The organism is Dactylosporangium sp. NPDC049742, from assembly GCF_040674675.1.
GTDB classification, from domain to species: Bacteria; Actinomycetota; Actinomycetes; order Mycobacteriales; family Micromonosporaceae; genus Dactylosporangium; species Dactylosporangium maewongense.
The window spans coordinates 170264-183821 of sequence record NZ_JBFANF010000014.1; the positions used below are offsets into that span (position 1 = coordinate 170264).

At 73.2% G+C, this 13558-nt stretch carries 11 protein-coding genes; 8 read left to right on the forward strand and 3 right to left on the reverse strand.

The window, feature by feature from the left end:
* The first annotated feature begins 12 nt into the window (after positions 1-12).
* Positions 13-324, forward strand: a complete 312-nt coding sequence (locus tag AB0J72_RS20105) for a DUF5808 domain-containing protein (RefSeq protein ID WP_363400740.1) — start codon at positions 13-15, stop codon at positions 322-324.
* 3 nt (positions 325-327) lie between these two features.
* Here the strand turns inward: AB0J72_RS20105 and AB0J72_RS20110 are convergent, their stop codons facing one another.
* Positions 328-1281, reverse strand: coding sequence for a YafY family protein (locus AB0J72_RS20110; protein ID WP_363400742.1), 954 nt, complete (start codon positions 1279-1281; stop codon positions 328-330).
* A gap of 54 nt (positions 1282-1335) precedes the next feature.
* Between AB0J72_RS20110 and AB0J72_RS20115 the strand changes: the two genes are divergently transcribed.
* The 3 genes from AB0J72_RS20115 to AB0J72_RS20125 all read left to right on the forward strand — a co-directional run bounded on the left by AB0J72_RS20115 (position 1336) and on the right by AB0J72_RS20125 (position 6753).
* Positions 1336-2007 carry an alpha/beta fold hydrolase gene (locus tag AB0J72_RS20115; RefSeq protein ID WP_363400744.1) on the forward strand — a complete coding sequence of 224 codons (672 nt, stop codon included), beginning with the start codon at positions 1336-1338 and terminating at the stop codon, positions 2005-2007.
* 174 nt (positions 2008-2181) lie between these two features.
* A complete protein-coding gene (locus AB0J72_RS20120) occupies positions 2182-2997 on the forward strand; it encodes a hypothetical protein (protein WP_363400746.1) in 816 nt (271 codons plus the stop codon).
* Between the two features lie 1416 nt (positions 2998-4413).
* Positions 4414-6753: a tetratricopeptide repeat protein gene (locus AB0J72_RS20125; protein ID WP_363400748.1), complete on the forward strand. Its 2340-nt coding sequence runs from the start codon at positions 4414-4416 to the stop codon at positions 6751-6753.
* A 10-nt stretch (positions 6754-6763) separates the two neighbouring features.
* Here AB0J72_RS20125 and AB0J72_RS20130 read toward each other — a convergent pair whose 3' ends face one another.
* Positions 6764-8077 (reverse strand): carbohydrate-binding protein, encoded by a 1314-nt coding sequence (locus tag AB0J72_RS20130; protein WP_363400750.1) that lies wholly within the window; start codon positions 8075-8077, stop codon positions 6764-6766.
* Between the two features lie 205 nt (positions 8078-8282).
* On the opposite strand from AB0J72_RS20130, the gene AB0J72_RS20135 reads away from it, so the two are divergent.
* A complete protein-coding gene (locus tag AB0J72_RS20135; RefSeq protein WP_363400752.1) occupies positions 8283-9593 on the forward strand; it encodes a helix-turn-helix transcriptional regulator in 1311 nt (436 codons plus the stop codon).
* A gap of 28 nt (positions 9594-9621) precedes the next feature.
* Complete coding sequence (locus AB0J72_RS20140) at positions 9622-10977, forward strand: helix-turn-helix transcriptional regulator (RefSeq protein WP_363400754.1); 1356 nt, start codon at positions 9622-9624, stop codon at positions 10975-10977.
* 77 nt (positions 10978-11054) lie between these two features.
* Here AB0J72_RS20140 and AB0J72_RS20145 read toward each other — a convergent pair whose 3' ends face one another.
* Positions 11055-11516, reverse strand: coding sequence for a PPOX class F420-dependent oxidoreductase (locus tag AB0J72_RS20145; protein ID WP_363400756.1), 462 nt, complete (start codon positions 11514-11516; stop codon positions 11055-11057).
* Positions 11517-11575: 59 nt separating this feature from the next.
* Between AB0J72_RS20145 and AB0J72_RS20150 the strand changes: the two genes are divergently transcribed.
* Both AB0J72_RS20150 and AB0J72_RS20155 read left to right on the forward strand, forming a co-directional pair.
* The gene (locus AB0J72_RS20150) at positions 11576-12616 is read left to right on the forward strand and encodes a suppressor of fused domain protein (RefSeq protein ID WP_363400758.1); all 1041 of its coding nucleotides are present in this window, start codon (positions 11576-11578) and stop codon (positions 12614-12616) included.
* 52 nt (positions 12617-12668) lie between these two features.
* Entirely contained in the window at positions 12669-13040 is a 372-nt protein-coding gene (locus tag AB0J72_RS20155; protein WP_363400760.1) for a VOC family protein, read from the forward strand.
* Positions 13041-13558 lie beyond the last annotated feature (518 nt).

Consider the following 13558-nt stretch of genomic DNA (forward strand, 5'->3'; position numbering starts at 1 on the left):
CACGCTCGAATGGTGAACCACGCAGCCTTGGCCGAGCTCCTCGCGATCACCTTCATGGTCGCCGTCCTCGCCCTTGCGATCGTCGCGGTCCCGGCACCGAAGCGTCGCGACGGCGGCGACGCGCGCGGGATGAGCGCCGACCCGCGCGCGTGGCGCGGCGTCTTCTACGTCAACCCGGATGACCCTGCGCTGTTCGTGCCGAAGCGGCAGGGCGTCGGGTGGACACTCAACTTCGGCCACAAGTGGACGTGGCGGCTGGTCTGGTTGATGATCGGCTCACTGGTGGCGTCCGTGGTGCTCAGCACGGCCCTGTCGCGGGACTGACGCTCACTCTTCGGCCGCTTCAGCCACGGGCCGCCCGGCGCTCTCGCCGAGGCGGGCGGCCAGCGCGCGCACCTCGTCGCGCAGCGCCTCCGGGCGCCTGATCGTGAAGTCCCAGCCGAGGCCGGCCAGCATCCGCGCCATCCCGTCGAGACGCTCGGCGCGGCAGGTCAGCAGCACGCCGTCCGGGTGCGCGGCGAGCGTCCCGACCGCCGGCGGGATCCGGCTCGCGGCGTCGGCGAGCTCCGCGCGCAACACCACCTCCACCTCGTGCCGGAACGGCACCGCCGCCAGTTTCCGCAGCACGTGCGCCACGGCGTCGAAGTCGGGCGGCGGCTCGAAGTACACCTGCAGGCTCGTGATCGACCGGATCCGGTCCAGCCGGAACGTGCGGATCTCGCCGCTGCGGTGGTCGTGCCCGGCGGTGTACCACCGTCTGTTGTGGACGACGACGCCATACGGGTCGAAGTCGCGCTCGGTGTCCTCGTCGCGCCACGACCGGTACGCCAGCCGGACCCGCCGGTGCGCGCGGGTCGCCTCGCCGAGCGCGAGCAGCTGCTCAACAGGCGCCTTCTTCTCAGCGTGTACGGCGGTGAACCCCAGCGTCTCGCGGACCGCCTGGACCCGCTCGCGCAGCCTGGCCGGCAGGACCCGCTCGACCTTCGCCAGCGCCGCCGGCGCCCCCACCCCCTGCCGTTCCGCGGCCAGCAGGCCGAACACCACCGACACCGCCTCGTCGTCGGTCAGCATCAGGGGCGGCAGCTTGTACCCGGGCAGCAGCCGGTAGCCGCCATACCGCCCGCGCTCCGCCTGCACCGGGACGCCCAGGTCGGCGAGGGTGGTGGCGTACCGGCGGACCGTGCGGCCGTCGACCTCCAGGCGGCGCGCCAGCTCGGGCCCGGTCAGGCCGGGCTGCGCCTGGAGCAGCTCCAGCATCGCGAGCACCTTGCCGGTGGACATGTTCTTCTTCTTATCAGGGCGTGATCCGCCCGGATATCGTCTTACGGTCGTGGCATGACGCACTTCATCCTTGTTCCCGGCATGTGGCTCGGCGGTTGGGCCTGGGACGCGGTCGCCGCGCCGCTGCGCTCCGCCGGCCACGACGTGACCGCGCTGAGCCTCGACCTGCGCGCGGGCGCCACCCTCGACGACCACATCTCGCAGGTCACCGCCGCCGTCGCGGACGCCGCGGAGACGGTGCTGGTCGGGCACAGCTACGGCGGGCTGCCGGTCCGCGGCGCGGCGGACCGTTTGAAGGTTTCACGAGTGATCTATGTGGACAGCGGCCCTCTGCCGGACGGCGTCTCGCAGGCCGACGTGTCCCCGCCGGCCTCCCCTGACGGCGTGTTCATCCCGCCGCCGTCGTTCGACCCCGCTGACGACCCGGTGCAGTTCGCCGGCCTGCATCCGGCACAGTTCTCCCGCGCCGTCCCGCACCCGCTGGCCAGCGCGTTGTCGCCGCTGCGGCTCTCGTCCGCGGCGCAGCCGCCGACCGACCTGATCTGCTCGACGTTCGCCGTCGCCGACGTCCAGCAGATGATCGACGGCGACCATCCCTTCTTCGCCGGCCTTGACCGCGGCGACTACCGGGTCCACGGGCTGCCGACCGGCCACTGGCCGATGCTCAGCCGCCCGGCGGACCTGGCCGCTGTGATTTTGTTTTCCGCAGGTCGGCACGGGGATTGACGGTGTGTGCGGCGATTTTTTGTCGGGGGGTGGGTGCAGACTGCTGGCATGGGTCCGGGGAGTCGTGGTCGTAGCCACAAACGCAGGCACCGTCAGCAGTCTGTCCACCGCCGCACGCCGCACCGGCGCGCTCCTTCGACCGCGGCCGGTCCGCCGGGTCTCTTCGCCGCGGTCGTGGGCGACGTCGACCCTCTCCTGCGGCGCATCCTCGGCGGGCCCGCCGCCCTGGTCCCCGACGACGACCCGACCGACGCCGAGTTCGCGGGCGCCGCGTTCGTGTCGATGGCCGCCCTCACCATCGGCGACCCGATGGCCCACGTCACGGCCGGCAGCACCCTCGAGGCCGTCCTGCTCTCCGACGTGATCCCCAGCTTCGAGCGCGCCACCACCCCCATGGCCCCAGCCGTCGTCCTCGGCCTCGGCAGCGTCGCCGGCGGCCGGGTCGCCGCCGCGTCCGCCGCCGCCGTCGAGCGCATGGTCGCCGCCGGCGCCCGCCGCCCCGTCTGGTCCCCTGAGCTCGCCGGCCCTCAGCGCGCGGGCGGCTGCCACCGCCTCGTCGCCGCCGACGGCACCGTCGCCGGCCTCGGGTTCTCGGTCGCCCGCGCCGGCTGGGCCCGCTCCGTCGAGTGCTATCTCGACCGCGAGGACGGCCGCCTCACCCGCACCTACCTCACCTTCCTCGTCGGCGTCGGCTCCCCCGCCCACGAGCAGCAGCTCGGCGTCCGCCGCCACCTGCACGAGGCCATCCGCGCCGTCCGCGAGGACGTCCCGCCCGCCGCCTTCCGCACCTTGGTCGAGGACGCCCTGCAGCGCAGCGACCTCCACGACAGGCACCGCCCCACCCCCCTGATCGACCCCTTCATCTTCGCCGCCGACACCCTCACCTCCCCGATCGACGACGCTCCCGCCAGCCCGCTGGTCCGCACCGTCACCCCGCTGCTGCGCGCCTGGATGCGCGGCCTTCCCCGCGAGATCCGCCGCCTCCAGTGACCCGCTTCCCCGACCTCACCCCCACGCGACCCACACGACCGACGCGGCCACTTCCGGTCGCGGACAGGAGGCCCTCACCGGACCGCAGATCCAGGACCTGAGCCGACGCCCGCCGCGGGGAGTCCGCGCCGCTGGCCCTGTCCGCCTCCGCGGACAGCAACGCCTCGGCGAACGTCTTCACCGTCGCCCGCAGCAGACCGGGTGCTGCGGCAACCGGCTGGAGTCCGCACGCTTGGGTGCGGTCATCGCTCGATCCGGCCTTTTCGCGCTCGTGGTCAGTTCGAAGGACCAAGCGGTGACCGGATCCAATCGCTCATCCACCATGCAGGAGGCGATTCGCACACCATTCCCATGGACGCGACCGTTCGCCGGTGCGGATGGCGGTCACCGGACCGTGCGCTTCCCAGGTGTTGGCCGACACCCGCATCCAGCCGCGGGGCAAGGTGGTCGCTGCCTGCCACGCATCCGCAGGTTCGAGCCGGCGCCGTACGCGTCGGCCGCGGACTCCCACGCATCCGCAGGCGTTGAGCCGACGCTTGTGACCCAGGTTTCGGGATGGGCAATGCGGTCTCCCACGCGGACACAGGCATTGGGCCAGCGCACCCGCCCAGCCGTGCGGGCACACCGATCGCGGCGGCCCACACGTTCGCAGATCTGAGCCGGCACCTGCACCCGGCCGGCGGGAAGAGGCGACCGCGGACTCCCACGCGGGCACAGGAGCTGAGCCGGCAGTCGCGGCCCAGCCATCGGACGGGGCAATCGCCGCACCCACGACTGTTGGGCCAGCGTCTCCGCCGATCGCCGCCTCCCACGTGTCCGCAGGCGGATTGAGCCTGCCGCGCGGACAAGCCGATCCCCCCACGTCCGCAGGTTCGAGCCGGCACCCTGCACCCCCGCCGCGGGAAGAGGCGATCACGGAGCCCCGTGAACACAGGGCGCTGAGCCGGCAGTCGCGGCCTGGCACCGGCGCGTCCACAAGGTATTGGGCCAGCGCACACGCTCGGCCGACGCGGACAAGCCCATCGCGGCCTGTCCACACGTCCGCAGGCGGTGAGACAACACCTGTGCCCAGCCACGGGACACGGCAATTGCCGCGTCTCTGCGTCCACAAGAGATTGAGCCGGCTTCCGCGCTCAGACGATCGCGGCCGCCCACGCGTCTGCGGTCGCCGCGGTGCTGGGCGTCGGATATTCGCTACTGTCGTTGTGAGGGCGAGCCAAACAGGTTTGTCGGCGGCCTGAGGCATGGCCACGGTCCGGGGTTCTTGGTCGAAGGATGGATGCGGTCGTCGGGGTGACCAGAACTGTCCTTTGATCTCCGGGGCTCGGGGGCTGGTGCCCGGAAGCGGACGGCCGGTGGGTTGCGGGGGCGCGCGACACTGGCAGGCGCGGGGCGGGACGTGAGGGATCGGCGGCAGTGGACGAGTTGCGCGAGGACGCGGCGAAGGTCGGCACCATGGGGCAGCTTGCTCGGGTGCTGCGGGAGCTGCGGGTGCGGGAGTCGGGGCGGGCGGGGCAGCCGCGGTTGACGTACCGGCGGATCGCGGCGCTGACGGGGTGGTCGCACGGGATCGTCGGGGAGTATCTGGCCGGGCGGGTGTTGCCGCCGACGGATCGGTTCGACGAGTTGGTCAGGCTGCTCGGGGCCACGCCGGACGAGCAGCGGGCGCTGGCGTCGGCGCGGGACAGGATGGAGGAGCTGCGAGCGGCGGGGGTGTCCAAGGGGGAGGAGGCGCCGCGGCAGTTGCCGGCGGACCTGGTGATGTTCGCCGGGAGGACGGGGCAGCTCGCTCACCTCGACGGGCTGCTCGACCGGCGGCGGCCGATCGTGGTGTCGGGGACGGCGGGGGTCGGGAAGACGGCGCTGGCCGTACATTGGGCGCATCGGATGACGAGCACGTTTCCCGACGGTCAGCTGTTTCTGGACCTGCGCGGGTTCGGGCCGAGCAGCCGCGACCCGGTCAGCCCGTTCGACGCGCTCGGTGTCGCGTTGGGGTTACTGGGGGTGCCGCCGGCGCAGGTGCCCGCGGACGCTGGGGCGCGGGCTCGGCGGTACCGGCAACTCCTGCGCGACAAGCGGATGTTGATCGTGTTGGACAACGCGTCGACGGCTGAGCAGGTGCGGCCGTTGCTGCCGGGCTCGGGGGCGGCGCTCGCGCTGGTCACGAGCAGGTCGGACCTGACGGAGCTGGTGGCGGCCGACGGCGCGTATCCGGTGACGCTCGACCTGCTCGACGTCGGCGAGGCCAGGGCGCTGCTCGCGGGGCGGATCGGCGCGGCGCGGGCGGAGCGGGAGCCGGCGGCGGTCGACGCGATCGTCGCGGCGTGTGCGCGGCTGCCGCTGGCGCTGTCGGTCGTGGCGGCGCGGGCGGCGTTGCATCCGGACTTCAGTCTCGCCGCGATCGCCGCGGATCTGACGGGGGCGCGCAGCCGGCTGGACGCGCTGCGGTCCGACGACCCGAAGGCCGACGTCGAGACGGTGTTCTCGTGGTCGTACCAGCGACTCAGCCCCGACGCGCAGCGGCTCTTCCGGCTGGGTGGCCTGCATCCCGGCCCGCAGCTGGGGATCGCGGCCGCCGCGGCGATCGCCGGGCTGCCGCGGGAGGCGGTGCTGCCGCTGCTGGCGGAGCTTGTCCGGGCGCAGCTGGTGATCGAGGGGCGGTCGGGGCGGTTCGGCATGCATGACCTGCTGTGTGCGTACGCCGCCGATCTCACCCATGTCGCCGACCCCGCCTCGGAGCGCGCCGCCGCGCGCAAGCGGCTGATCTCGCACTACGTCGAGGCGGCCACGGCCGCGGCGATGGCGCTCAACCCTTCGCGGGACCCGGCGGGGCTGCCCGCACCCGCCGCGCGGAAGGTCCCGGAAGGTGAGGCGGCGGCGTGGTTCGAGGAGGAGCGGACGGCGCTCATCGGCACCGTGCAGCTGGCGGTGGCGGGCGGGGCGGACCGGGAGGCGTGGCGGCTCGCCTGGGCGATGGCCGACCACCTCGACAGGAGCGGGCGCTGGGGCGACTGGATCGCCACGCAGCGGGCCGCGGTCGGCGCCGCCGAGCGGCTCGGTGACCGGGCGGCGCTCGCGCTGGCGCACCGCAGCCTGTCCGGCGGGTGCATCCGCAGCGGGCGGCACGAGGAGGCGCGGCGGCACCTGCGGGTGGCGTTCGACCTGTTCGTCGAACTGGCCGACCACGCGGGGGCGGCCCGGTGCCAGCACGCGCTGGCCTGGCTGCTGGAGACGCAGGACCGGTTCGCGGAGGCGGTCGCGCACGACGAGCGGGCGCTGAAGCTGTTCCGGCTGGCGGACGACCCGGTCGGGCAGGCCCGGGCGTTGAACTCGGCGGGCTGGCACCGCGCCCGGCTCGGGCACCACGACGTGGCGCTCGAGTGCTGCGAGGAGGCGTTGGAGCTGCAACGGGCGCTCGGCGACGCGGCCGGTGTCGCGGCGACGCTGGACAGCCTCGGGTACATCCACCACCGCCTCGGCGACCATGACCGGGCGATCGAGCGCTATCAGGACGCGTTGCTGCGCTACGCGGAGCAGGGCGACCGGTTCAACGAGGCCGACACGTCGATCCGGCTCGGTGACACCTGGGCCGCGGCGGGCCGGTGGGATCAGGCGCGGGCGGCGTGGACCCGGTCGCTGAGCACCCTGGACGTGCTCGCCCACCCGAAGGCCGGTGAGGTGCGCAGCCGGCTGCAGCACCGCGGAGCGGGCCCGACGACGCTGTCGGGCCCGCTCCTCCCCATACCCGCGAACTAAGTCGAAACCGTCACGCCCACAGCGCCGGTACGTTCGGTGGCTCCCAGCCGACCTGCGAGGTGTGGCCCTGCAGGCAGCGGTAGGACCGGCCGCCGTAGGTGACGGTCGCGCCGGTCGCGTACACGGTGTTCGGCGCCCACGTCCCGCCCTGCGGCGGGCTCGTCGTCGTGGCCGTCGCGGTCGGACCCGGGCCGCCACCCGAGGTCACGAGGGTCAGCCCGTACGCCTGAAGGATCTCGTTGACGGGCTGGTAGTACATGGTGCCGCCGGAGGTGCAGTTGCCCGAGCCGCCGGAGGTCACGCCCTGCGCCTGGGTGCCCGACAGCCACGAGCCGCCGGAGTCGCCCGGCTCGGCGCAGGCGTTCGTGCGCACGAGCCCGGTCACGGTGCCTTGTGAGTACGTGACGGACGCGTTCTTCTGCTGGATCGTGCCGCAGTGCCAGCCGGTGGTGGAGCCGGAGCGGCAGACGGAGGCGCCGACGGCCGCCTCGGTCGACCCGGCGACGGCGACGGTGCCGCCGCTGTAGTTGTTCACCAGGCCGCGCGGGGTGTTGCCGGCGTCGACCTGGACCCACGAGTAGTCGTTGCCGGGGAAGCTCGACCCGCGGAACGTGCCGCTCGGCTGGGTGGTGCGGGCGCCGGTGGTGCCGCAGTGGCCGGCGGAGACGAAGCCGCCGTTCACGGAGAAGCCGATCGAGCACCTGGTGCCGCTGCCGATGTAGTACGCGTTGCCGCCCACCACGTCGATGTACGGCCTCGGGTCCTCGCTGGTCGCCTCGACGCGGACCGCGGCCTGGTCGACGCCGGCGGCCGACAGGAAGCCCTGCGCGGCGGATCCGAGGACTACGACGGAGTTGGTGGGCAGGTCCGCGTACCAGCCCTTGACGGTGCGCGGCGCGGCGGACGAGTGCCGGTCGAGCTTGGCGACGATCGCGTCGAGCTGCGCCTCGCTGCGGCTGACCAGGGTCGGGGTCGCGCCGAGGTTGCGGACGCTCTGCTGCTGGCCGGCATCGGTGATGCCGACGGTGACGGTCCTGCCGTCGGCGGCGACCCAGGTGCCGCCGTAGCGGGCGCCGAGGGTCGTGCGGAGGACCTGCTGGGTGGTCGCGGCGCGGCCGTCGAGGGTGAGACGGTCGCGGGCCTGCGCCGGGGTGAGGTGCAGGTCGCGTTGCATCGCGCTGAAGACGGCGGGTGCGACCCCGGCCGGCGGCGCCGCCGCGGTGTCGGCGACGCCGGTGCCGGCCAGGGCGTTGTGGGTGAGTACGCCGGTCGTGACCAGGGCGGCGGTCACGGTGACGGACAGCACCAGGGCAGTTCTGCGCATCGCAGTTCCTTCCCGGAAGTGCAGCGTTGGGGGTGCTGGCGGTGGTGTCCGGCATCGGGACGGGGGAGGCACCCGGCATCCCGACGCCGGAGATCGTGGGAGGTGCGCAACTGGCTTGTTAACTCCAGTTACCGTCGTTGTTGCGTGAACGCTAGGACGCGCACAGGCGGCTGTCAATACACAGTTGATGTGGGAAGGTGACGCGGTGACGGAGGACGAGTCGCTCGGCGCGCGGATCAGGCGGTTGCGCCTCGACCGCGGGCTGACCCAGCGGGAGGTTGCGGAGCCGCGGTACACCCGCGCGTTCCTGGCCGCGATCGAGGGCGGCGTGCGCGTGCCGAATGCCGAGACGCTCGCCCACATCGCGGGCGCGCTCGGGGTCGACGCCGACGACCTGCGTCACGGCCGCCCGGCGGACCTGGCCGGCACCCTCTCCGGCGAGCTCGCCGAGGCCCGCCGGGAGCTGTCCCGCGGCCGCACGGCCGAGGCGGCGGCGAAGGCCGACGAGGTCGCCGAGCTGGCGCGCCGGTACGCGCTGCCGGAGCTCCAGTGCCGCGCGGTCCACCTCGCCGGGGACGTCGCGCTGCACCGTGGCGACGTGGGTGCGGCGATCCAGCGGTACGCCGGCGCGAAAACCCTGCTGGAGCAGCATGACGTCACGCTGCGTGCCGCGGTGGTCGCGCGGGAGGCCTACTGCCTGCAGATCACCGGCGCCACCGGCGAGGCGATCACGCTGCTCGAAGCCGAGCTGCGCGCCGTCCGCGCCGCGGCCGACCCCGATCCCGACGCGCAGGTCCGGTTGACGAGCGCGCTGGTGTACACGTTCCTGGAGCTGGACTGGCGGGAGCGGGCCCGCCGGCTGGAGCGGGAGGCACTGCCGCTGCTGCCGCGGGTGCGCAACCGCGAGTGGCTCGCGCAGTTCAGCGTCACCATCGCCCAGCTGCGGCGCGACCACGACCTCGCCGACACCGAGCGGCTGCTCGGCGAGGCGCTCGCGATCTACACCTCGCTCGGGCTCACCCGGGAGATCGGCATCTGCCAATGGGCGCACGGGTACGTGCTGCGCCGCGTCGGGCGGGTCCGCGAGGCCGCGGACCGCTTCGAGCAGGCCAGGGCGATCCTGGACGAGGTCGGCGCCGTGCAGGACCTGGCCGGCGCGACCCTCGAGCTCGCGGAGGCGCGCCGGCTCGACGGCGACCTGGACGAGGCCGAGCGGCTCGCGGCCGAGGCCGCCGACATCTGCCGCCGCACCCTTCACCAGGAGTGCATGGCCGAGGCCGACCGCATCCTCGGCCGGATCGCGGGCGCCCGCTCCCCCGGGTCTCCCTTCGCGGACGAGCTGCTCAGCGCCGCCGCGGATCGTTACGAAGAGTCAGGGCTCGTTGCCGAACTCGTGACGACGAGCAGGTTGTTGGGCGAGCAGCGGCGGGCCGGGGGTAACGTCGAGGGTGCGGCGGAGAGCTTCCGGCGGGGGCTGCTCGCCGCGGCCCGGCTGCCTGAGGGCGGATCGCTGTGAGCGGCGTCGTGTTCGAGGGTGGGGCGCTGTGAGCGGCGTCGGTGAACGGATTCAGGCGCTGCGCACCGGCAAGGGGCTGACGCAGCGCGACCTCGCCGAGCCCAACTACACCGCCGCCTACGTCTCATCGGTCGAAAACGGTCACCGCGTCCCGTCCAGCGACGCGCTCGCACACTTCGCGGCCCGCCTCCGGGTCGACGTCACGCAGCTCACCACCGGCCGCCACCCCGGCGACGCGCTGTCCATCGAGATCGACCTGCTTGAGGAGGTGCAGCCCCAGCTCTGGTACGAGCAGCTCGCCACCGACCCGACGGCGCTCGACACCCGCCGGGCGGCGGCGGAGGTCGTGCTCGGCCGGCGTCGCCTGGCGGCCGGCGCGCCCGACGACGCCGTCGCGCACTTCGAGCGGGCCCGGCGGCTCGTCCCGCCGACGCTGGCTCATCTGCGGACTCCCGCGGTGGCCGGGCTCGCGCTGTGCGCACGGCTGCAGGGTGATCCCGGCTATGCCGCGTACCTGCTGACGGGTTTCCGCGACGAGCTGCACCGTTCCGGGCTGCCGGATCCGGCGTCGGTGCTGGCGGTGCACGCGCTGCTCGCGCTGTGCCAGCACGACCTGGGCGAGGACGCGGCACCGGCGGCGTCGACCGCGCTCGCGCTGGCCGGGCCGGGTGCGGAGGCGGTGCCCGCGTTCGTGGCGACGGCCCGGACGCTGGCGGCGTCGAGCCATCTGCCGGAGGCGCGGGCGGCGCTGGCCGCGGCCGGGGCGGCGGTGCTGGAGTCGTGGCTGGCGGACGAGATCGCGGGCGCGTTCCGCATCCGCGCGCGGGCGCGGCTGTCGGCGGGCGATCTGGCGGGCGCGCTGGCCGATCTGACGGCGGCGCGGCACCGGTCGACGGGGCCGGCGGCGCTGGACGCGCTGGTGGACCTGGCGGAGGTGCACCGGGCGCTGGGCGATCCGGCGACGGCGCGCGCCCTGCTGTCGGCAGCGGATCCTGCGATCGCGCCGCTTGTGACCGAGCCGGACGCGGATGCTCTGATCGGCCCCGGCACCGGCGCTCACGGCGGCACCGTTGGGGGCAATGGCGATGCCGACCTCGAAGGCCACCGCCGCGACCGTACCGGTGGCGGCGGGTCGGCGGTCGAGGTGCGCCGGGCTCGTGCGCACCGGGTCCACGCCCTGCTCAGCCAGGACGCCGGCGATCTCGAGGCGGCCGAGCGGCACCTCCGGGCCGCGATCGCCATCCACCGCGGGACCGGCCCGCGGCGGGAGCTGGCCCAGCTCTCCCTCGATCTCGCCGACCTGCTGACCGCGATGCGCCGGCCCGACGACGCCCTGGCCGTGCTCGCCGACGGCCTCACCGCCGTCGACACCCACGCCGGATAGCCGTGGCAGGCCGCGGCAAGGCAGGCGCGCCGCGGCGGGTCAGGCGGGCCGCGGCGGGTCACGCGGGCCGCGGCGGGTCAGGCCAGTCGCGCGGGGAACCCACCCGTCGCGATCGGCCCCCACGACTCGATCGTGATGCGCAGCAGGGACTTGCCCTGCTGGCGCATCGCTTCCCGGTACTCGTCCCAGTCGGGATGCTCGCCGGAGATGCACCGGAAGTACTCGACCAGCGGCTCCAGCGCCTCCGGCAGGTCCAGCACCTCGGCGACCCCGTCGACCTGGACCCAGGGGCCGTTCCACTCGTCGGACAGCACGACGACCGAGACGCGCTCGTCACGGCGGGCGTTGCGGACCTTGGCGCGCTCCGGATACGTCGAGATGACGATCCGCCCCTCCGCGTCGACGCCGCAGGTGACCGGCGAGGCCTGCGGCCGCCCGCCCGCGCGAGCGGTGATGATCAATGCCCGGTGCCGGGTGCGGAGGAACTCGATCAGTCCAGAGCGGTCCACGTCGGTGTTCGTCGCGATGGTACGAGCCATGCCTCAACCCTAGTCGCACCAAGGGTTGAAGGATTTCCGAACTGTGGTTAGGTCGGCTGGTGACCTCCGACGCACCTGGCTGGGACGCCATCGACGCCGCGCTCGACCGCCTCTACCCCGGCATCGAGCCCAAGCACTACGCCACGCTGCTGAAATGGTCGCTCGGCGGCCCGGATCCGCTCGACGGGATCAGCTTCTACGCCCGCGACACACCGGTCCCGCACTGGCACATCGTCAGCTACGGCATGTGCGAGCTGTATTCGGCGGCGAATCCAGACGCGGAATGGTCCGGCTGGGGCTACGAGTTCACATTCCGGGTGCGTCGCGCGCCGGGCGAGGCCGAGCCGCCCGTCTGGGCCGCCAACTTCCTGCAGAACCTCGCCCGGTACAACTTCAGCAGCGGCAACGGTTTCGCGCCCAATCATCAGATGGACCTCAACGGTCCGATCGCGCTGGAGTACCAGACCCGGATCCGCGCCATTTCCTTCGTCGAGGATCCGGAGCTCGGCGTCATCGACACCCCGTTCGGCAGAGTGCGATTCCTGCAGGTGTTCGGGCTGACCCTGGGCGAATACGCGGCGACCCAGACCTGGAGCACCGAGGCCGTGCTCAAGCTCGCCGCCGGATACGCGCCGCTGTTCATCACCGATCTGGGCCGCACCTCGTTCACCGACATTCCCGCGTTCGCCGAGAAGGTCGCCGCCGGCCGCCGCCGCGACGGCTCCTCCACGAGCAGCCTGGCCGTCGCCGAGTTCGCCTGGCTGCCCGACGGCGACGGGTACCGCCTCATCGTCGGCGCCCACGCGGTCGAACGCATCGCCGCCATCCTCCGCGGCCGGCTGCGATTCGGCCGGACCCTGGTCATCGACGGCCCCGACAGCAGCGTCGAGTTCTCTTCCGGCAGTTTCGGCCTCGGTACCAACAGCGACGGCACCCTCCTGAGAATCGCCCTGACGGAAGAGGCCCTCGACAACCTGACCGGCGTCCTCGTCCCCTTGGCCGGCGCGTCCCCCGTCCCCGAAGCCCCCGGCCTCATCGTCGACGTCCGCCCCACCCTCATCCGCGACAGCGACGGCAACGTCGTGGAGCGCATCGGCTGAGCCCTCGGTCGGTCCCACGGAAAGTGTCGGTGGGTTTTCTTAGAATGGGGGCATGCTCGACCATCTTGGGATCCAGGTTGCCGACTTCGATGCCAGCAAGGCGTTCTACGACGCTGTGCTGGCCCCACTCGGCGCGAAGCGCATGATGGAGTTCCCCGGCGTCGCCGGTTACGGAGTCACCAAGCCCGACTTCTGGCTCGGCCCGGTCACCGTCGACGTCGTCCAGCGCGAGGTCCACGTCGCGTTCTCCGCCTCTGACCGCGCCACGGTCATCGCCTTCCACGAGGCGGGCGTCGCCTTAGGCGCCGAGGTCCTCCACGCCCCACGCCTGTTCCCCGAATACCACCCCGACTATTTCGGCGCCTTCCTCCGCGACCCCGACGGCAACAACATCGAGGCCGTCTGCCACCTCCCCGCCCTCTGACCCACAACCCCACGAGCCGGTGAGCCGGCCGCACCACCCCACACACCGCAGCCTCGCCTGGCCGCAACCCACACCACCGCCCACACACAACCCCAACGCATGTCATCACGGCGGGAACGGCTCAACCCCTCACCCACACGCAACCTCAACGCACGTCATCACGGCAGCACAGGTCAACCCCTGACCGCGCCGCACTGTAACCCACAACACCGCACCACGCCCTGCCGCCCCCGAACTTCAACGTGCGCGCAGGCCATCACGACAGGTGTCACCCAGTCGCGCCCCCACCACGCCGCCCACACGCAGCCACGTCCCACCCAACCCAGATCGGCACCGGCGGGATCGCCCAACCCCGACCCGCAGCACAACCCAGGCACCGCCGCGTCCAACCGCAACACACATCGTCGCAGCGGGCCCGGCCCTTAACCCCGACAGCAACCGACGACCCGCCACTTCTCCGGCCCGCAATCCACGCCGGCGGTCCAAGTTCCGCCGCCTCCAACCTCAACCCGCCACGT

What these genes read in the sequence shown, in the direction of transcription:
- AB0J72_RS20110 (WP_363400742.1), bottom strand. Translation starts at nt 1,281, where the DNA reads ATGTCCACCGGCAAGGTGCTCGCGATGCTGGAGCTGCTCCAGGCGCAG.
- AB0J72_RS20115 (WP_363400744.1), top strand. Translation starts at nt 1,336, where the DNA reads ATGACGCACTTCATCCTTGTTCCCGGCATGTGGCTCGGCGGTTGGGCC.
- AB0J72_RS20130 (WP_363400750.1), bottom strand. Translation starts at nt 8,077, where the DNA reads ATGCGCAGAACTGCCCTGGTGCTGTCCGTCACCGTGACCGCCGCCCTG.
- AB0J72_RS20145 (WP_363400756.1), bottom strand. Translation starts at nt 11,516, where the DNA reads ATGGCTCGTACCATCGCGACGAACACCGACGTGGACCGCTCTGGACTG.
- AB0J72_RS20155 (WP_363400760.1), top strand. Translation starts at nt 12,669, where the DNA reads ATGCTCGACCATCTTGGGATCCAGGTTGCCGACTTCGATGCCAGCAAG.